This is a genomic window from Candidatus Manganitrophaceae bacterium (genome assembly GCA_016200325.1).
GTDB lineage: Bacteria > Nitrospirota > Nitrospiria > SBBL01 > Manganitrophaceae > Manganitrophus.
The window spans coordinates 209,243-226,605 of sequence record JACQEZ010000019.1 but is presented as its reverse complement, the minus strand read 5'-3'; the positions used below and the strand labels follow the sequence as shown (position 1 = coordinate 226,605).

Here is a 17,363-nt window from a genome sequence, read left to right as displayed (position 1 = left end):
CCGGCGCGACGTCGGGATCCGTCAGTGAGAGTGGTTGAGGAGAAGAGATCAATGAAGATTATTTTAAAGGAAGATGTCGAGAAGCTCGGGCGGATGGGCGATTTGGTCAACGTGGCGGACGGATATGCCCGCAACTTTCTGCTCCCGCGAAATTTGGGGGCGGTGGCGACGACGCGGAATATCAGCACCGTCGAGCATCAAAAGAGGGTCATCTCGGACCGGGTAAAGAAGGAGAAGACGGCGGCGGAAGAAGAGGCGAAAAAGATCGGCGCCCTCTCCGTCTCGATCCCGGCTCAGGTCGGAGAAGAAGGAAAGCTCTTCGGCTCGGTGACATCCAAAGACATCGCCGATGCGGTGGCCGCCCAGGGGGTAGAGATCGATAAGAGAAAGATCGTCCTCGACAAGCCGATCAAAGAGGTCGGGACGTTTACCGTTTTGGTCAAGGTCCATCACGACGTGACGGCCGAGATCAAAGTGGAGGTTGTGAAGGCGGAAGAGCCGCAGGCGGAAGAGACGAAGTAGTTTTCGCGCCGAGCAGATCGAATCGGATTTTGATTATAAAGAGGCCGGCCCTGTTGGGTCGGCCTCTTTATATTTGACGAACCGATTTGATACGGCTCTGACTGAGAGAGCCGGTGCGCTCCGTGCAATCGTTCGCGCGGCCCCGCTTCCTTGACTCCTCCTCTGTAAAGGAATAGGATCATCGATATGAGATGGTCCTTCCGATCCATCCAATTTTGCCAATTTTGCCGATTTTGGGTCACCCTTCTTTTCCTCTTTTCCCTTTCTGTTTCAGCAGAAGCAAAACCGATCTATGTGATCACCTATGAAGGGATGATCAACCCCGTTTCATCCGAGCTCTTCACCACGGCGATTGCGCAGGCCGAGCAGGCAGACGCCGAGGCGCTGATCATCCAGCTCGACACGCCGGGCGGTCTCGATACTTCAATGCGGGATATCATCAAGGCGATGATCGCTTCAGAGGTTCCAATCATCGTTTATGTCGCGCCGAGCGGCGGCCGGGCCGCCTCGGCCGGGGTCTTCATCACGATGGCGGCTCACTTGGCGGCGATGGCCCCCGGCACCAACATCGGCGCGGCCCACCCCGTTGCGATGGGCGGGGGACAGATGGATGAAGAGATGAAGAAGAAGGTGGAGAACGACGCGGCGGCCTATATCCGGTCGCTGTCGGAGCGGCGAGGAAGGAATGCCGAATGGGCCGAAAAAGCGGTCCGGGAGTCGGTCTCGATCACGGAGCAAGAGGCGGTCAAGTTGAAGATCGTCGATTTGATCGCGGCCGACCTTTCCGATTTGATCAAGAAGATAGATGGGCAGTCGGTGACAACCGCCCAAGGGAAGCGGCTGCTGTCGACCGCCCACGCCGAGGTGATCCAGAATCCGATCAGCCTTCGACTGCGACTGCTCAAGGCGATCTCCGATCCGAATGTCGCCTATGTCTTGATGCTCCTCGGAATCACCGGTCTGATCGCCGAGCTCTACAGTCCGGGGGCGGTTCTTCCCGGCGTGGTCGGGGCGATTTCATTGATCCTCGCCCTCTATGCCTTTCAGACGTTGCCGATCAACTACGCCGGGCTCCTCTTAATTCTCCTGGCGTTCATCCTCTTTATCGCGGAGATCAAGGTTCAAAGTTTTGGCGTCCTCGGCGCCGGCGGGGTGATCGCATTGTTCTTCGGCTCATTGATGTTGATCAACACCGACGTCCCCTCGCTTCGGATTTCACTGCAGGTGATCATCCCTTCGGTGTTGATCACCGCCCTCTTTTTCCTTTTCATCGTGCAGGCGGCTTGGCGCTCTCAACGCCGCCGGCCGGTGACCGGCGCGGAGGGGCTGATCGGAGCGATCGGCGTGGCGCAGACCGCTCTCTCCCCGAGCGGGATGCTCCAGGTTCATGGAGAGCTCTGGAAGGCCGAGAGCGACGAGCCGGTTGCGGCGGGAGAAAAAGCCGAAGTGGTCAAGGTCGATGGGTTACGATTACGTGTGAAGAAAGTTAAAAAGTAGGAGGAACGGATGATGTTGACATTCCCATTGGTCGTGTTGATTCTGATTGTGCTCTTTATTCTCTTCAACGGGATCCGCATTTTGAAAGAGTATGAACGGGCCGTGATTTTTCGTCTCGGTCGATATGTTAAAGAAGGGGCCTTCTATGGAGGGAACGGTCCCGGCCTGATTGTCCTCATCCCGATCATCGACAAGATGGAGCGGGTCAGCCTCCGAACGGTGACGATGGATGTCCCATCGCAGGATATCATCACCCGCGACAACGTGTCCGTCAAGGTGAATGCCGTCCTCTATTTTCGGGTGATCGCCCCGGAGAGGGCCATTCTGGAGGTGGAGAATTATCTCTATGCGACCTCGCAGATCTCTCAGACGACCCTCCGAAGTGTCCTTGGCCAGAGCCAGCTCGATGAGCTCCTCTCGAAACGGGAAGAGATCAACGTTCAGCTTCAGCAAATTATTGACCAGCAGACCGAGCCATGGGGGGTGAAGGTGACGGCGGTGGAAGTAAAGAATGTCGATCTTCCCCAAGAGATGCTCCGGGCGATCGCGCGGCAGGCGGAGGCCGAGCGGGAGCGGCGGGCGAAGGTGATCCATGCGGAAGGAGAATTCCAAGCGGCGCAGAAGCTCGCCGATGCGGCGCGGATCATCGGCACCGAGCCGGCGACCCTGCAGCTTCGGTATCTTCAGACCTTAACCGAAATTGCAGCGGAGAAGAACTCAACGATCCTTTTTCCCCTTCCGATCGACATGATCTCGGCCTTTCTCAAGAAGAGCTAAGGCGCGCTGCCTCTCTCCTGCTCACAGGCGAGGATCTTGCCTGCCTCTTTTCAGAAAAGTTATACTTGAAGCTGATGGGGGAAAAAGGAGAAAGGTGATGAAAAAGCTCATATTCATACTTGCTGTTTCGCTCTCTCTGTCGGGGGTCTCGTTCGGCGCAGATCCACAAGGGCCAATCAAACGGGGAGAGACCGGCGCTCAGACCGATCAAAATCAGATGCAGCCCGATCAAGAGGTCGGAAATTCATCTGGTCGGGTGACCCCTTTGGGGAATGCCGGCAAGCTCTTCGGTGATGTAGTTGATGTTGACCCGGCCAAGGGAACGATCGGCGTTCGAACAACCGGCGGAAAAATCAGCCGGATCCAATTGGACCGGGAGGCGAGAGGACAATTAAATAATATTAAGCCGGGCGATCAGGTCCTTCTCGACCTGGCGATTGAGGCGAAAGCGGTCGAGCCGACCGATCGTGCGGGGGCTTCGCCAGACAGCCAAACCGACCATGGCTCCGGCGGGGCTTCGCAGCCGGGTGAGGTGCAGAACGGTGCCGGGGCGATTACCGGCAAGGTGGTCCGTTATGATTCATCCCAGCGGGTCTTGGAAATTGAAACCGCCAATGGCGGGGTGAACCGTCTTGAGCTCGATGAGGACCGGGGCGCCAAACTGAAGAATGTTCAGCCGGGCGACCGGGTGACGGTCACGCTGACCCTCAAGGCAAAATCGGTCGAGCCCCAGAAATAAAATTCTGAAGGAGCAAGCGAACCGGAGGGGGTCGCCCTCCGGTTTTTTTGTTCTGGATTTCTTGAAGGAGAAAGAGACGTGGGGAAAGGCGCGGCGGAGAGAGAAGCTTCCTCCGAGATGCGCGAGATGCGCGTCAGGTTACTTCCGGAGGGTCTCCATCACGACGGCACTGGTGATCATGAAGAAGCCGATGAGAATCCCGGCGATGCTGATCGTTTGCCATTGAATGATATAGAAGAAGAGTCCGACAATGAGAAACACCTTTAAGCTATAGGCGAGTTGCTCTTTTTTTTGGCGAGAGGGATCGAGAAGTCGGCGTTGGAACATCCGGTGCAGGCTTCGAAAGTTGAACATCCCGAAGACGCCGCCGATCATCATCGACCCCCCGAACATCCCGAAGAAAAGGAGGGTAATCAGGCCGACGGCGGCGAGGATAATCAACTCGTTCCGCTCAATCCGGTGGAGTGCCTGATTGCTCCGGGCGAGGAATCGTTCTCGGTCGAACGGGGGAGGAGAGGTTGGAGGCGATTGCATCTTAGAGCTTTTTGAAAACCCGGTAGGCTGCGTCAACCGTCTTCTCGATGTCGGCCGCAGTGTGGGCGGTCGAGAGAAAGAACGCCTCAAACTGAGACGGGGGAAGGTAGACCCCTTCTTCTAAAAGAGCCGAGAAGCATTTTGAGAAACGGTCTCGATCCGACTGAAGCGCCGTCTGATAATCGACGACCTTGTTGGCATTGAAGAAGAGGGTCATCTGCGAGCCGATGCGGTTGATCTGAACCGAGAGGCGCGCCTTTCGGGCGGCGGCGGCCAGCCCTTCGGCCAGTTCGGCCGCCCGCTGGTCGAGCTTTTCGTAAACGGCCGGATCTTTCAGCAGCGAGAGGGTGGCTAGTCCGGCCGCCATCGCGAGCGGATTGCCGGAGAGGGTGCCGGCCTGGTAGACCGGCCCGACCGGAGCGACCATCTCCATGATTTCTCGCTTCCCGCCATACGCGCCGACCGGAAGACCGCCGCCGATGATCTTTCCAAGACAGGTCAGGTCGGGACGGATCCCATAGCGCTCCTGCGCGCCGCCCGGCGCGGCGCGAAATCCGGTCATCACCTCATCGAAAATCAGGACGATCCCAAACGGCCGCGTTAGTTCTCTTAATCCCGGAAGAAAACCGTCTTCCGGAATGATCGTCCCCATGTTGCCGGGGATCGGCTCGACAATCAAACAGGCGATCTGATTTCCTTCCTGCTCGAGTGTCCGCTGGATCGCCTTCAGGTTATTGAAGGGGAGGGTGATCGTGTCCCGCGCAAGATCGGGCGGGACACCGGGAGAGTCGGGAACGCCGAGGGTGGTGGCGCCCGATCCGGCCTTGACCAAAAGGGAGTCGGCATGGCCGTGATAGCACCCCTCGAACTTGATGATTTTGTTTCTTCGGGTGTAGGCGCGCGCGAGGCGGATGGCGCTCATCGTCGCCTCGGTGCCGGAGTTGACGAACCGAATCCGTTCCATCAATGGGAAATGGGCTTGAACCGATTTGGCGAGCTCGACCTCTAAAGCGGTCGGCGCGCCGAAGCTGGTTCCGTTTGCCGCCGCTTTCTGGATTGCTTCGACGACCTTCGGATGGGCGTGGCCGACGATCATCGGTCCCCAAGAAAGAACATAGTCGATGAACCGGTTTCCGTCGGCATCGATAATCTTGCTTCCCTTCGCCTTCTTAATAAAGAGAGGATTTCCCCCCACCGCTTTGAATGCCCGAACCGGGGAGTTGACCCCGCCGGGGATTCGTTTCTCCGCCTCTTGAAAAAGGGCCGCCGATTTCTCTCGCTTCATAAAGTCACACTCCCGCAATGTCGGTCCATTCTATGGAAAGGCGCGGGGCAAGTCAAGCGAAGCCAAAACAGGATCTCGTTAAGTTGACAGAGATTCGATCCTCGACTATCCTTTTCGAATAAGCTCCTAAGGAAAATAGATGAAAAAACTTTTTAAAAACAATATCTTAGCGATTTTCCTTCTTGCCTTAAATGCCGCGTGCAGCAATGATCCAAGAAGACCGGAAGGGAATACCGTCGTCACCCCCACCGGCTGGGTCCAGAACAGCAATCTCTCCAAGGGAGTTTTCTATGCGTTGGCGACCGATCCGACCAATGCGAATGTCGTCTATGCCGCGACTTCGACGCTGAGTGTCTATAAGACCACCGACGGCGGTACCACCTGGGCGCCGGCCAGCCGGGGCCTTCCGGCATTGCCGGTCCGAAAGCTCCTGGTCGATCCCATCAATCCGCTGAAAATTTATGCCGCCGTCGCCGGGGGCGACCTCTACAAAACGAGCGACGGCGCAGCGTCCTGGCAGCCGGTGGGCCAAGGGTTGACCCAACAGACCGTTTTCTCGGTGGCCTATCATCCCTTCGCTCCGCCCGGCGGGGTGGGGGTGACCTCGGGTGACACCCTCAATACGTTGGAATGGAATGCCGTTCCGAATGCCACCGCCTACCGCCTCTACTCTCTCTCCTGCTCCTCCTGCACCTCACCGCCTGCTCTGGGGGGATGGCCGTCGATCAATCTCACCGATCCGACCAAGCTACAGTACAGTCACACCGGCCTCACGAATGGAACGCCTTATTATTATGTCTTAACCGCGTTGGTCGGCGGAGAGGAGACGGTCCCTTCGTCGATGGTGGCCGCCGTGCCGGCAGCGAAAGTAAATGGTCCGACTCCTCCTCCGGACGGGATCAAGGTGACGGTGGGAAATAACCAGAACACCGTCGCTTTGAATGCCACCTCCGCGGGGGTGACGTATGATGTCTATCGGCAGGAGAGCCCGGGGGTGACGACGGCGTCGACCAAAATCTCACCCCTGGGGGGGGTCAATACCACCACTTTCGTCGATGCAACCGCTCATAACGGGACCTCCTATTATTACGCGGTGACGGAGAGCGGCGCCCCGACCGCTCTCTCGGCGGAAGTCGCTGGAACTCCCAGCCAGATGACGGCCCTTTATGTCGGAACCGGCGGCGGAGGGGTTTTTACCAGCGGTCCGGCGGGGGAATTCCTCGGCGCAAGCAATGCCGGACTCGACTCCACCCCCACGGTCCCGGATGACACGCCCGACAGCTATGACATCTCCTCCCTGGTGCTCGATCCCTCGGTCCCGCATGCCCAATTGCCGACCCTCTATGCCGGCACGCGCGCAGGCGTTTACCGGAGCGTCGACGGCGGGGAGAGCTGGACGGCAAACAACACCGGTCTCGCCGATGCCGCCGTCTTAGCGCTTGCACTCGGCCCGGGCGGCATCCTGTATACCGGGACGCCATCGGGCGTTTTTAAGGGAACGACGGATGGCAGCGTGCCCTGGCGCGCCGTCGGGGCGGCCTCGATGGGATCGGTCAATGCCATTGCTATCGACCCCCTCGATTCGAATACCCTTTATGCCGCCAGCGCGACCGGCGGGGTCTTCAAGAGTGCCGATGGAGGAGGGAGCTGGGTGCAGCGCAACCAGGGGCTCACCTCCACCGATATCCGCTCGATCCTGGTCCATCCCGCAAACGGAAACCTTCTCTATGCCGGGGGGGTCGGGGTGCTCTTCAAGAGCAGCGATGGCGGGGGAAGCTGGATGCCGATTGATCTGGGAAGCCTTGATAACGTCACGAATCCGCTTCCCAACGCACTGGTCAAGGCGATAATCGGTCCCGCCGGGGGGAGTGTTTATGTCGGCGGCGCCGCGGGGATCTATAAGAGTGTCGATCAGGGGAAGGGATGGACGGCGATGACGACGCGTCTTCCAATCAAAGGGGTTCAGGCGCTGGTGGTCGACCCAAATCGCCCGGCGATCATTTATGCCGCCCTGTCGGAGGCGGGGATTTACAACAGCCTGGACGGCGGCGGGAGTTGGCGGGAAGAGAACGGACCGGCCGATCAGCCGAACCTGCCGTCGCAACAGATCTCCAAGTTCGTTACGAGTCTGGTAATTGATCCCAATCAGCCCGATCGATTCTATGCCGGGACCCAAGGGGGAGGCGTTTTTCGCGGGATCAAAGGGACGGAGGGCCATCTTTCCTGGTCGCCGGTCAACAATGGACTGACGAGCACCGGAATAGATACGCTGACAATCTTCCCCGGAACGCCGTCGATCCTTTATGCCGGAACCTTTCAGAGTGGCGTCTTCAAAATGATTTTGGACGGAAACGATACTTGGCTTCCGATCTCAGGGAACCTCTCCGACCGGAGCATCTTTGCATTGGCAATCCATCCCGAATCGTCGTCGGTCCTTTTTGCCGGGACGACTCAAGGACTTTATCAAACGGTCGACGGAGGGGCCAACTGGTCCCTGGTTGAAGGGCTCCGGTCCGCCGATGTTCATTTTGTCTCATTCAATCCTGCCGGGCCTTCTTCCGGCGCGACCCTCCTCGTCGGTTCCACCGACGGGGTCTTCAAAAGCACCGATGAAGGGGCGCAGTGGTCCCACCTCGACGATGGAATGTCGTCACCGGTTTATGCTATTCTTATAGACCCGCAGCAGAGCAATATTGTTTATGCCGGTACTGTTGCAACAGGGGTTTATAGGAGGACGCAGTAATCGGAGGGATCCAATCCGATCGACTTAGCCGAATTTTCTTTCCTCTCTTCCGCCGCGATCAAAAAGGATTTACTTTCCTTGCCGTCATGTTTTCGATCGTTCTGATCGGGACGATGATCGGGGTCGCCGCCCGGCAGATGACCACGGTGGCCAAGCGGGAGCGGGAGACGGAGCTTCTCTTCCGAGGGATGGCGATCCGGCACGGGATCGAGCTCTACTACCGGACGAGCCGGGCCGGGTTTTCACAGTATCCGCGGACGCTGGAAGAGTTGGTGAGAGATCCCGGCGTGCCGGGGGTCCGGCGTTATTTGAGAAAGGTCTATGCCGACCCGATCACCGGCGGGGAGTGGGTGCTGATTCGAGATGGAAGCGGACGGGTCAAAGGGGTCCGAACCAGCAGCGATGAGGAGCCGCTGAAGACGGCAAATTTCCCCGAAGTGTTAAAAAGTTTCGAGGGGAAGAAAAAATATTCCGAATGGGTTTTCGAATACAATCCCCAGCAAGCGGCCATCATTCCCCCCGCCGCCCCGGCCCCCAAAACGTCCGGCGGGTCGCAGAGTCCCTTCCTTTCTTCCCCTGCACCTTCTTCTCCCCCGGTCTCTCCCGACAGTCCGCCCCCCTCCTAGTCTCGCTTTTCATTTAAATGAAGACACGTTTCCGATAAATTTAGAAGGCGTTTCCGAGGGTGAAAAAGACCTGCGTGATTCCTTCCTCCGACAGCCCCCGGGCCACCCCCGCCTCCAGGCGGAGCGGGAGATAGTAGCCGAGGAGGAGATCGGTTCCGAAGCTGGCGCCGACCGCACTTTTCAACGGAAGGACTTTCTCGCCCCGGTCCCACACGTTTCCGAAATCGCTTAAGAGGGTGGCATGCAGCCGTCTGAAAAAGAACGGCAGCGTGTCCCACCCCCGTTCGAGATTGATGAGCGGGAAGCGATATTCGATCGAGAGGGAGAGGGCCCGCTCGCCCCGGAATTCCCGATTGGGATAGCCTCGCAGAAGAAACGGCGCATCCTCAAATTCGACGAAGGGGGCGGTCAAGCCGCCGAGCTGAAAACTCCGCTGGACCAACAGCGCTCCCTGGGCGATCCCGCCGGAGATCTGCGCGGCGAGAACCTGGTTCGGCCAGGGGAGGCTGCGATATTCGCGCCAGCCGGCGGTCGTCTTCCGGCGATTGAAATCGCCGCCGAGCCCTTTTTGATCGATCTCTTCGATCAAAAACAGACGCCGCCCTTCTTCCGGACTGATCGAGAAGGAATACTCATGAGCGCTGTTGTAGAGCCAGGAGAGACGAAGACCGCTCAAGATCCCCTCCTCGGGGAGACGAAGGGTGGGAGAGGGGTTTGTCAGCGCAGTCAACTCCTCCCTCTGGTAGCCGACCGCCAGCGCCATCTGCCAATCGAACGCCAAAAAGGGGAAGATCGTCTCCACCCGGATGCGCCGCTCCCGCTCCCAATAGGTCTCCTCGTCGCCGTCGGGGCGGAGGAGCAGCTTCGGATGAGGGATCGCCTGGTCGAGCCACTGAAGATGAAGGGTCGGAGCGAAGTGATCGTTCCAATAGTCGAATTGATAGGAAAGCCGCTCGCTCTCGGTGCCATAGAGAAGATCCAACAGGTATTTGTCTTTTCCCAAAGGATCGAACGCACCGGTCAGAAGGCCGACCGTCGCTCCCTTTTCATCTGCCCCGAAAAACGGAATCCAAAAACGGGGAAGAAGGGTCGCCGGCTCAAAGTAGGGATGAATCGGCCCGACCGCTTCCTGCGCCGCCGGTCGATCGGCTTCTTCGTTCGGTAGCGAGGGGGAGGTCGGCGTCGCCGGAGGAGCGATTGAAATGAGCTTCCAACGGGCCGGCTCCCAGGGGATCGTCGCAATGTCGAAGCCGTTTGCATCGTATGACGAGAAAAAGATCGTCTTCCCGTCGTGCGAGACGAACGGAGAGAAGGCCCCGCCGAGGAGCCGGGTCACCCGGTAGAACCGCCCTTCCTCCACGCCATAGGCGAAGAGATCGAAGATCCCCTCCCGATCGGAGACGAAGAGGAGGAAGCGGCCGTCGGGAGACCAGACCGGCGTCAGGTCGAGCGCTGGGTCTTCCATCAATAATGCGAGCCGTCGTTCCGCCGGATCGAACAAGGCGACATCCTGGTTTCCATTTTTCCAAACGGAGAGGGCGATCTGTCTGCCATCGGGAGACCATCGCGGGGTGGCGAAAAATTGGTTCTTCTCCCCGGCCAGGAGAAGTGTGGTCTCGCCCGCTTCCCAGATCAAAAGATCATTGCGATCGACCTGCTGCCGGACGAAAACAATCCTGCGGCCGTCGGGCGAGACGTCGGGATCTTTCGCCCGGAGACCCGTCGTCAGCCGTTGAAGCGTTTGGGTCTCCAGCTCAAAGCGGTAGAGATCGCTGTAGGCGGAGAAGTTGGAGACGAGCTCCATCTGCGAGAAGACGATTGCCCGGCTGTCCGGGGTCCAAGAAAGGCCGACATCGGAGTTGCGCCGAACTGAAAACGCTCCCTTTTCATCTTTTTCATCGTGTTCATCCTGTTTTTCCTGTCCGACGATTTCGATGTGGGGATGTTCCCGCGAGTTGATCTCGGTGTAGGCGAGCCGCTTGCCGTCGGGGGAGGGGACCGGGGCGAGGTTCCAAAAGCCCGACTCGGTCCGATTCCGAACCGGTGTCAGTCCTTCTTCTCTCAACCGCTTTGCCTCGTTAAAATACCGCTTTTCTAAAGCGGTATTCCACTCCTTCCAGAGGGTGCCGAAGCGCTCGCCGAGGACGTCGTCGGCATTGCTTTCGACAAAGAAGGGGAAGAGTCTGGCGCTGTAGGCAAGGCTTAATGAGGCGATTTTTTCGTCGCCGTATCGGGTCTTGAGAAATTGGTGAAAGGCGGCGCCATAGTAATAGGGGGTCATTCCGCCGGGCCAGCTGTCGGGGCTGTGGGCTTGGTCGATCGATTTGAATCGGCCCGAGAGAACGGCGGTTCGAAGGATCATCTCCGAGAAGGGGCCGCTTTCCCGGTCAGTCGTTCCCGCCTCCCCCTCCTCAAAGGTGGCGAGCCCTTCAATCAGCCAGAGCGGCTGCCAGACATTCGGGACGATCGATCGGCCGAAGAGATACCGGGCGGCGCCGGGGAGTCCGGTGGCCTGATCGAGCTGGACGATGTGGGTGTACTCATGGAAGAGGATTGCCCGAATCCAGTTTTGATAACGGATCGGGGTGAGAATTCCGGCGGCCGGGGGATAGGGGTGGATGTAGATGGTATTGTAGGGGAAGGGGGTCGCCTGTCCGTTGACGGTGTCGGCATTGTCGATCAAGACCACCTGCGTCCTCCCCCGGGGGGTCCACCTCAGCCGCTTCGTCAGAGAACGGTATGCCTCTTCGGCCTCACGCGCCGCCTCCGCGGCGATCTCCTCTTCCCCCTGATGGAAATGGATGGAGAAGTGGGCGCTCTCTATGGTCTTCCACTCCAACGCAGGATCGAATTTCGGCGGGGTGAGAGGGAGGGGGATACATCCCGAGATAAGGAGCAGAATGAGAATCGCAGCGGTGATTGCGAAGATGTTTCTCTTCACGCACGCTCCGCCCTTCTACCAATCGCGATAGCGGGTTCCATCGAGGGCCGTCTCGTTGCTGGTTGTATAGATGTCATAGATGTCTTCTTGACACCATAACTCGGCGTCGGGGGGATCGACGTAGCAGCGCAGGCCCCACTCCGTTTTCGTGATTGGATCGGGCGTGATCTTACGAAGGTATTTCCAGATCGTCTTGTTCAACTCCCCCGTCAGCTCCACGCTGAGGAGGTTCTCCAAGGTTTTGGGATAACCGTTGTCGCTGCTGACCTCTTTGCAGGTCAGCTTATTTTTTTTGCATGCCTCGCCGATCAGCGCCTCGCCGTCGCGGTTCCAGTCCCGATGAAAATCATCGATTGCGGCGCGGACAGTCTGAAGCTGCTGGCGCAACTCAATTTCTTTGGCCCGTCTGGCCAGGTTTTTCGTCAGAGGCAAGGCGGTGGCCGCCAGAATGAAGATGATCGCGAGGGTGACCATCAACTCCAGGAGAGAAAAACCGTCCTGTTTCGCCGGGGAGGATTGAAAAATGGGCTTTCTCGCGTCTGCGCTCCATCTCATCTCAGTGCGAGAGCGATTATATCGGATCGTTTAAAAAGGTCAAGGTGAAAGGCCAAGGGGGATGCGAGGAAAAAGACCGTTTGGGTGAGCCGGTTTAGCGCTTTAAAGTTGATCCGCCCCTCTGCTTCTGCCTCTCTAAGGAGAGGAGAAGGAGAAGAAAAATCGCAACAAGGGGAGGCCCCATGGGTTCGATGAACCCGAAACAGCCGGAGTGAAGGGGGGTTCCGGCGGGGCCTCCCCTTGGGTCTTCCCGCATGTCCTGGCATACAGGTCGACCAAAGGAAAAAAACTGTGAACAATTTACAAATCGGTTCATGAGCCGGTGATCTCGCAGGGTGGAATTGAAAAAGAAGCTGCTTCTCTCGATTCCACCCGGCTCGATCACCGGCCGGTCACTCCAATTGAGTTGTTAAAAATGCAAGTGCGATGCCACCATTTCAGTCCCCGATTGGTCCGTCGGTCAAATTTGGATATAATGAAAGAGAGCGCTTCGGGACGACAGGGGCGGATAAGACGGAGAGAGGGAGGAGGGGCGGTTGGATCGGGGATTCGATATCTTAATCATCGGCGGCGGGATTATCGGAAGCAGCATCGCCATGGCGCTGTCCGAGCGGCGCGGGGGGACGATCGGCGTGGTCGATCTTGATCTCGCCGGAACGTGGGGATCGACCGAGCGGAATGCCGGCGGGGTGCGCGCCACCTGGGAGCAGCCGATCAATATCGACTTGGGGATGCGGTCGATTGCCTATTATGAGCAGGTTGCTGCCGAAGTCGGATTTCAGCAGAAGGGTTATCTTTGGCTCTACGATTCAGCGCAGTGGGAGGGGGCGTCGCGGCGGCTTGCCTTGCAGCGGGAGCGGGGGGTCGTCATTGAAGCGCTCAGCCCCGCCGACCTACAGCGGCGTTATCCCTTTCTCGACCGCCTCGACGGGGTGACGGCAGCCACCTTTTCCTCCCGCGATGGCTTGATCAATCCGAATCTTTTGAAGCTTCACTACCGGCGGCTCGCCACCGAGCGAGGGGTGGTCTGGATCGACCATCATGCCGTGGAACGGATTACTTTAGAGCAGGATAAAGTCCGAGCGGTCCACCTCCGTGCGATCTCTTCCGATGAGGAGACAGCGCAATTTTTGAAAGAGGGGGTGCTGCCGGTGGGCGGGGAGACCGTGGCGTTTTCGGTCGGCCTGCTGGTCAATGCCGCCGGATCGTGGGCGCCGCGCCTTGCAACCGCCTATGGACGGGAGATCGCCTCCGTTCCGGTCCGCCGGCAGGTCTCGGTCTCTCATAGCCAAGAGGTCGATCTTTCACCTTATGGAATGATCGTCGATACGTCGGGGCTTTACTTTCATCCTGAGGCCGATCATATCTTGGCCGGTTATTCGGTTCCGACCGAGCCGCAGGGGTACCGGTTCGAGGAGGAGGGGTACGATTTCTTCGTTCAAGAGATCTGGCCGCGCCTTTGGGCGCGGGGAAGCGGTTTTGAAAAATTAAAATATGTCGGCGGATGGGCCGGTCTGTACGAGGTCTCCCCCGATAAAAGTGCGATCCTCGGCCGGGTGCCGGGACGGAGCAATCTCTTTGAGGCGCACTCTTTCTCAGGACGAGGGGTCATGCAATCTTACGCCGCCGGTCAGGCATTGGCGGAGCTGATGGTCGAAGGGAAATATCGGACGCTCGATTTGACGTCTCTCTCGGGGGAGCGTTTTGAACAGGGAAGGACGGTGCCGGAGGGGCTGCACATTTGAACGCTGCTGAAATGCTATGCCGCTTTTTCCCGAAGCTGCGCCATCTTGTTGTGGAGGGATCTTAATTTTCTCTCTATTTTTTTTGCCTCTGCCAGCTTCTTCTTAATCAACGGATCGGCGGTCGGGTCTTCTGTGCCGTCGGCCTGCGCGATCTGAAACAGCCGCTCGCCGATCTCGGAGAAGGTCTTCTCTCCCTTCTGCTCGAACAAGAAAATTTGATACCGGAGCCTGCCGACCTGGGCGAGCTGGTCGGCCTTCTTTGACGCGATCGAAGCCCCCCGCCCGTCAGGCGCCTCTTCTTTCATTTCCCTCGTCATGTCTTCTCTCATTTTATTCCAAGATGTCATGACCGACTCCTCACCCGATGCTCAAAGTCCTACTCTCTATTTTAAGTCTTTTCACCCCTCAGATACAACTTGGCGGAATGCGGCGTTTTACCTCAGGCGGGGCCTTCTTAGGTATATTGGACGTGTCGTCGCTGATCCAACCCGGGTCGGCGGTCAGCAAACGGAATCTCATGAAGAAGAGGGAGCTTCAATCGGAGAAACTACGACAAGTTTCCGTGGGAGTGAGAATGACGGAAGCCACGTACCACGACAGGGGTCAGACCGGCTAATAACGATAATACGGAAAGGAGAGATCGGCCGGGTGGCCGCCGCGGTCCGATCCAGCTCGTCCGCTTCCATGTCGTGCAGGGTGATGCCTGTCGGCGAAACGGGGTCTGCCGCGCGCAGGCGATCCTGCTTGCATTAAGGTCGCTAGCTTGCGTAGCGGGAGAGGCGGTCGATCTCCTTCAGCCGCTTGCGGAGCTCTTTTCGCGGGTTTCGTTTCGCAAACTGGCTGACCCGATGAACAATAAAATACCTTCCATCGCCGCGATTCAGGCAGGAGGTTTCCTTTGCAAGCTGTTTTTCTCTCAACAAGGTGCTCGGGATTGCTTCTCTTAAGACCATTCTACTCTCCTCTGGTTTTTAAATCCGTTTCGTTTTTTTAAATCAGTCTCGCGACGTCGACCAGCCGGTTGGTAAAGCCCCACTCATTGTCATACCAGGCGAGGACCCGAAGGAGGTGTTCTCCCATCACCATCGTCGAGGGGGCATCAATCACCGCCGAATAAGAGGAGCCGATGTAATCGGCTGACACCAGCTCCTCTTCACACACTTGCAGAATCGATGCCAAGCGCGGGTTCTGCTCTGCCCGTCGAAACGCTCCGAGCGTTTTTTCGACGTCGACCGCTTCCCGCGTCTGGACCACCAGGTCGAGAATCGAGACATCGGGCACCGGTGCGCGGACCGCCAGCCCATCGAGCTTTCCCGCCAGCTCCGGCAAGACTTTTCCGACCGCCACGGCCGCCCCGGTGGTGGTCGGGATCAGAGAGAGGGCCGCCGCCCGGCCCCGCCGCTTCTTCTTCATCGGCCGGTCGAGGAGCGACTGTGAGGCGGTATAGGCGTGAACGGTGTTCATCAGGCCCTGTTCAATCGTAAATGTTTCGTGGAGGATCTTGGCGATCGGGGCGAGGCAATTCGTCGTGCAGGAGGCGTTCGAGAGGATCTGGTGTTGTTCGGGATGGTATTGATCTTCATTCACCCCCATTACGACGGTGAGATCGGCGTCGGAAGCGGGGGCGGAGATGAGGACCTTTCGGGCGCCGGCCTGCAGGTGTTTGAGCGCCCCCGCCCGGTTCGTGAACTTCCCCGAGCATTCAATCACCCCGTCGATCTCCCACTCCTTCCAAGGCAATCGGCTGGGGTCGGCTTCGTTCAGGACGGCAATCTTTTTCCCATCCGTGACAAAATGATTCCGCTCCACCCGAAAGGGGGCCGGCCATCGACCATGAACCGAGTCGTATTTAAATGAATATGCGAGGCTTTCCGGATCGGCGAGATCATTCAGGGCGACCACCTCCACTTCCTTCTCCTGCCGTTGGAGCAAGATCCGCAAAAATGTTCGGCCGATCCGGCCGAATCCGTTGATTGCAATTCGTCTCATCATCCCTCCTTCAGGCGACCCGGATGATTCGAAGCGCGTTCTCGACCGCTGCGACCCCTTCGGTCAGCCGGACGACCTCTTCAATCATCGCCTTTTCTGCCGGAAAAGAGACGCTCCCTTCGAGTCGCACCACCCCCTCGCGGACGACGATCCGAAGATGCGGCGGAGATTCGATGACGGCATGGCGTTGGAGGCTTTGTACGACCCGCGCACGGATCTGCTCGTCTGACGTGGTTCGATGGGGCTCGCTCATCCGAAACACCTGTGACTGTGGCTTTAGACTCAGATCAATAAAGAAAATAATCTGATAAATTATTTATGATTCATGTAACAGCAATATCTGTACCGGCAAACAAAAGCGGAGTATGACGCCGGACGGTCGAGCTTCTCCGCCTCATTCCAACCGACCTAGACAATGTAAAAAAATAACCGCCCTTTTTTTTTGCGCCAGGATCAACGAGCAACCTTTTCACGTCTGAATGAAAGCGACCTAAATTAAGGAGGACAATGACGATATAAGATCCATTGTCCTCCGGATAGAAAGGCATTCTTCTTGCTCTAATAGCATAAAGAGCAGGAAGCCTCACATCCGGTCCGGGCGACGCCGGTCGTGGCGGTTCAGTTTGGAAGGAAAAGCGCGACGCGCGTGCATGTGTAGAGGGAAAAGTATGATGAAGCGGTATCTCTCAGTCTTTGCGACCCTGTTTGCTTTGATTTTCTTCACGGTCATGGCGCTGACCGCCTTGGCAGGAACGGCGCAACCGAGCGAGACGGGAAAGAACTTTTCGGACGGGCCGAGCGCGGCTCGGCCTCAGATAGAAAGGCTCCCTCTCATACCGTCCCCTCTTATCCACTGATCTTCGGCCGGAGCTGGACAGGGGTAAGATCGATCTCCTTGCGTCGCGAAACGGTGAAACAATCTTCATCTGTGGTTTTTAATAAAGCGGTGGTCCTCCGGTTGAGTGGAGTGGGTGCCCACCGGTTTTTATCGGGAAGGAGTCTTAAAATGAAAAGATGGAAAATCGTATTTTTAGGAATCTGGGTTCTCGCGTTGCCGTTGACCTCCTTTGCTGCAACCGCTCCGCCGGACCGCGACCTTAATCAGCAACAGCCGCAGGAAGGGGTCGGCGGGGACGAGGGGAAAGGGGGCGGATCGGTGACCCTTGGAAGCCTCAGCGGAGAGGTGGTCGGTGTCGACCCACAGACCGGCCGGATCGAAATCCGGACGCCGGAAGGGAAGATCAATCGATTCAATGTCGAAGGCGATGCCAAAGGCCAGCTCAGCACCCTTCAGAAGGGGGACCAGGTCGATCTGGTGATGGACCTTCGGGCGATCGAGATCTTGCCGCGGACGGGAGAAGGGGCCTCCGTGCAGCGGGCACAACCGACCCTTCCCTAGTCGTTTGAAAT

General features: G+C 57.9%; 16 protein-coding genes. 8 read left to right on the top strand and 8 right to left on the bottom strand.

Features of this window, described 5'->3' with window-relative positions; translation table 11 throughout:
* The first annotated feature begins 51 nt into the window (after nt 1–51).
* The 4 genes from HY282_15980 to HY282_15965 all read left to right on the top strand — a co-directional run bounded on the left by HY282_15980 (nt 52) and on the right by HY282_15965 (nt 3,535).
* Nucleotides 52–522, top strand: coding sequence for a 50S ribosomal protein L9 (locus HY282_15980; protein ID MBI3805250.1), 471 nt, complete (start codon nt 52–54; stop codon nt 520–522).
* Nucleotides 523–708: 186 nt separating this feature from the next.
* Nucleotides 709–2,019 carry a nodulation protein NfeD gene (locus HY282_15975; GenBank protein MBI3805249.1) on the top strand — a complete coding sequence of 437 codons (1,311 nt, stop codon included), beginning with the start codon at nt 709–711 and terminating at the stop codon, nt 2,017–2,019.
* Between the two features lie 9 nt (nt 2,020–2,028).
* The gene (locus HY282_15970) at nt 2,029–2,796 is read left to right on the top strand and encodes a slipin family protein (GenBank protein ID MBI3805248.1); all 768 of its coding nucleotides are present in this window, start codon (nt 2,029–2,031) and stop codon (nt 2,794–2,796) included.
* A gap of 97 nt (nt 2,797–2,893) precedes the next feature.
* The gene (locus HY282_15965; GenBank protein ID MBI3805247.1) at nt 2,894–3,535 is read left to right on the top strand and encodes a hypothetical protein; all 642 of its coding nucleotides are present in this window, start codon (nt 2,894–2,896) and stop codon (nt 3,533–3,535) included.
* A gap of 138 nt (nt 3,536–3,673) precedes the next feature.
* Here HY282_15965 and HY282_15960 read toward each other — a convergent pair whose 3' ends face one another.
* Nucleotides 3,674–4,069 (bottom strand): ATP synthase subunit I, encoded by a 396-nt coding sequence (locus HY282_15960; GenBank protein ID MBI3805246.1) that lies wholly within the window; start codon nt 4,067–4,069, stop codon nt 3,674–3,676.
* A gap of 1 nt (nt 4,070) precedes the next feature.
* Complete coding sequence (gene hemL / locus HY282_15955) at nt 4,071–5,354, bottom strand: glutamate-1-semialdehyde 2,1-aminomutase (protein ID MBI3805245.1); 1,284 nt, start codon at nt 5,352–5,354, stop codon at nt 4,071–4,073.
* Between the two features lie 139 nt (nt 5,355–5,493).
* On the opposite strand from hemL, the gene HY282_15950 reads away from it, so the two are divergent.
* Complete coding sequence (locus HY282_15950) at nt 5,494–8,097, top strand: hypothetical protein (protein MBI3805244.1); 2,604 nt, start codon at nt 5,494–5,496, stop codon at nt 8,095–8,097.
* An 86-nt stretch (nt 8,098–8,183) separates the two neighbouring features.
* Nucleotides 8,184–8,723 carry a type II secretion system protein gene (locus tag HY282_15945; protein MBI3805243.1) on the top strand — a complete coding sequence of 180 codons (540 nt, stop codon included), beginning with the start codon at nt 8,184–8,186 and terminating at the stop codon, nt 8,721–8,723.
* 40 nt (nt 8,724–8,763) lie between these two features.
* Here the strand turns inward: HY282_15945 and HY282_15940 are convergent, their stop codons facing one another.
* Together HY282_15940 and HY282_15935 are read right to left on the bottom strand one after the other, a co-directional pair.
* The gene (locus tag HY282_15940) at nt 8,764–11,664 is read right to left on the bottom strand and encodes a PD40 domain-containing protein (protein MBI3805242.1); all 2,901 of its coding nucleotides are present in this window, start codon (nt 11,662–11,664) and stop codon (nt 8,764–8,766) included.
* 15 nt (nt 11,665–11,679) lie between these two features.
* On the bottom strand, nt 11,680–12,138 hold the full coding sequence (locus tag HY282_15935) for a type II secretion system protein (GenBank protein MBI3805241.1): 459 nt from the start codon (nt 12,136–12,138) through the stop codon (nt 11,680–11,682).
* A gap of 617 nt (nt 12,139–12,755) precedes the next feature.
* Here HY282_15935 and HY282_15930 point away from each other — a divergent pair.
* On the top strand, nt 12,756–13,964 hold the full coding sequence (locus HY282_15930) for an FAD-binding oxidoreductase (GenBank protein ID MBI3805240.1): 1,209 nt from the start codon (nt 12,756–12,758) through the stop codon (nt 13,962–13,964).
* 14 nt (nt 13,965–13,978) lie between these two features.
* Here the strand turns inward: HY282_15930 and HY282_15925 are convergent, their stop codons facing one another.
* From HY282_15925 to HY282_15910, 4 genes are all read right to left on the bottom strand, one after another.
* On the bottom strand, nt 13,979–14,281 hold the full coding sequence (locus tag HY282_15925) for a hypothetical protein (GenBank protein ID MBI3805239.1): 303 nt from the start codon (nt 14,279–14,281) through the stop codon (nt 13,979–13,981).
* A gap of 441 nt (nt 14,282–14,722) precedes the next feature.
* Complete coding sequence (locus HY282_15920) at nt 14,723–14,917, bottom strand: hypothetical protein (protein MBI3805238.1); 195 nt, start codon at nt 14,915–14,917, stop codon at nt 14,723–14,725.
* Between the two features lie 37 nt (nt 14,918–14,954).
* Nucleotides 14,955–15,956, bottom strand: coding sequence for a type I glyceraldehyde-3-phosphate dehydrogenase (gene gap / locus HY282_15915; protein ID MBI3805237.1), 1,002 nt, complete (start codon nt 15,954–15,956; stop codon nt 14,955–14,957).
* Between the two features lie 7 nt (nt 15,957–15,963).
* Nucleotides 15,964–16,206, bottom strand: a complete 243-nt coding sequence (locus tag HY282_15910; protein ID MBI3805236.1) for a BON domain-containing protein — start codon at nt 16,204–16,206, stop codon at nt 15,964–15,966.
* Between the two features lie 753 nt (nt 16,207–16,959).
* Here HY282_15910 and HY282_15905 point away from each other — a divergent pair.
* Nucleotides 16,960–17,352 (top strand): hypothetical protein, encoded by a 393-nt coding sequence (locus HY282_15905; protein ID MBI3805235.1) that lies wholly within the window; start codon nt 16,960–16,962, stop codon nt 17,350–17,352.
* The last annotated feature ends 11 nt before the right edge of the window (nt 17,353–17,363 follow it).

What these genes read in the sequence shown, in the direction of transcription:
- HY282_15920 (MBI3805238.1), bottom strand. Translation starts at nt 14,917, where the DNA reads ATGGTCTTAAGAGAAGCAATCCCGAGCACCTTGTTGAGAGAAAAACAG.
- HY282_15905 (MBI3805235.1), top strand. Translation starts at nt 16,960, where the DNA reads ATGAAAAGATGGAAAATCGTATTTTTAGGAATCTGGGTTCTCGCGTTG.
- hemL (MBI3805245.1), bottom strand. Translation starts at nt 5,354, where the DNA reads ATGAAGCGAGAGAAATCGGCGGCCCTTTTTCAAGAGGCGGAGAAACGA.
- HY282_15910 (MBI3805236.1), bottom strand. Translation starts at nt 16,206, where the DNA reads ATGAGCGAGCCCCATCGAACCACGTCAGACGAGCAGATCCGTGCGCGG.
- HY282_15945 (MBI3805243.1), top strand. Translation starts at nt 8,184, where the DNA reads ATGTTTTCGATCGTTCTGATCGGGACGATGATCGGGGTCGCCGCCCGG.
- HY282_15970 (MBI3805248.1), top strand. Translation starts at nt 2,029, where the DNA reads ATGATGTTGACATTCCCATTGGTCGTGTTGATTCTGATTGTGCTCTTT.
- HY282_15965 (MBI3805247.1), top strand. Translation starts at nt 2,894, where the DNA reads ATGAAAAAGCTCATATTCATACTTGCTGTTTCGCTCTCTCTGTCGGGG.
- HY282_15975 (MBI3805249.1), top strand. Translation starts at nt 709, where the DNA reads ATGAGATGGTCCTTCCGATCCATCCAATTTTGCCAATTTTGCCGATTT.
- HY282_15950 (MBI3805244.1), top strand. Translation starts at nt 5,494, where the DNA reads ATGAAAAAACTTTTTAAAAACAATATCTTAGCGATTTTCCTTCTTGCC.
- HY282_15980 (MBI3805250.1), top strand. Translation starts at nt 52, where the DNA reads ATGAAGATTATTTTAAAGGAAGATGTCGAGAAGCTCGGGCGGATGGGC.
- HY282_15935 (MBI3805241.1), bottom strand. Translation starts at nt 12,138, where the DNA reads ATGGTCACCCTCGCGATCATCTTCATTCTGGCGGCCACCGCCTTGCCT.
- HY282_15960 (MBI3805246.1), bottom strand. Translation starts at nt 4,069, where the DNA reads ATGCAATCGCCTCCAACCTCTCCTCCCCCGTTCGACCGAGAACGATTC.
- HY282_15925 (MBI3805239.1), bottom strand. Translation starts at nt 14,281, where the DNA reads ATGACGAGGGAAATGAAAGAAGAGGCGCCTGACGGGCGGGGGGCTTCG.
- gap (MBI3805237.1), bottom strand. Translation starts at nt 15,956, where the DNA reads ATGATGAGACGAATTGCAATCAACGGATTCGGCCGGATCGGCCGAACA.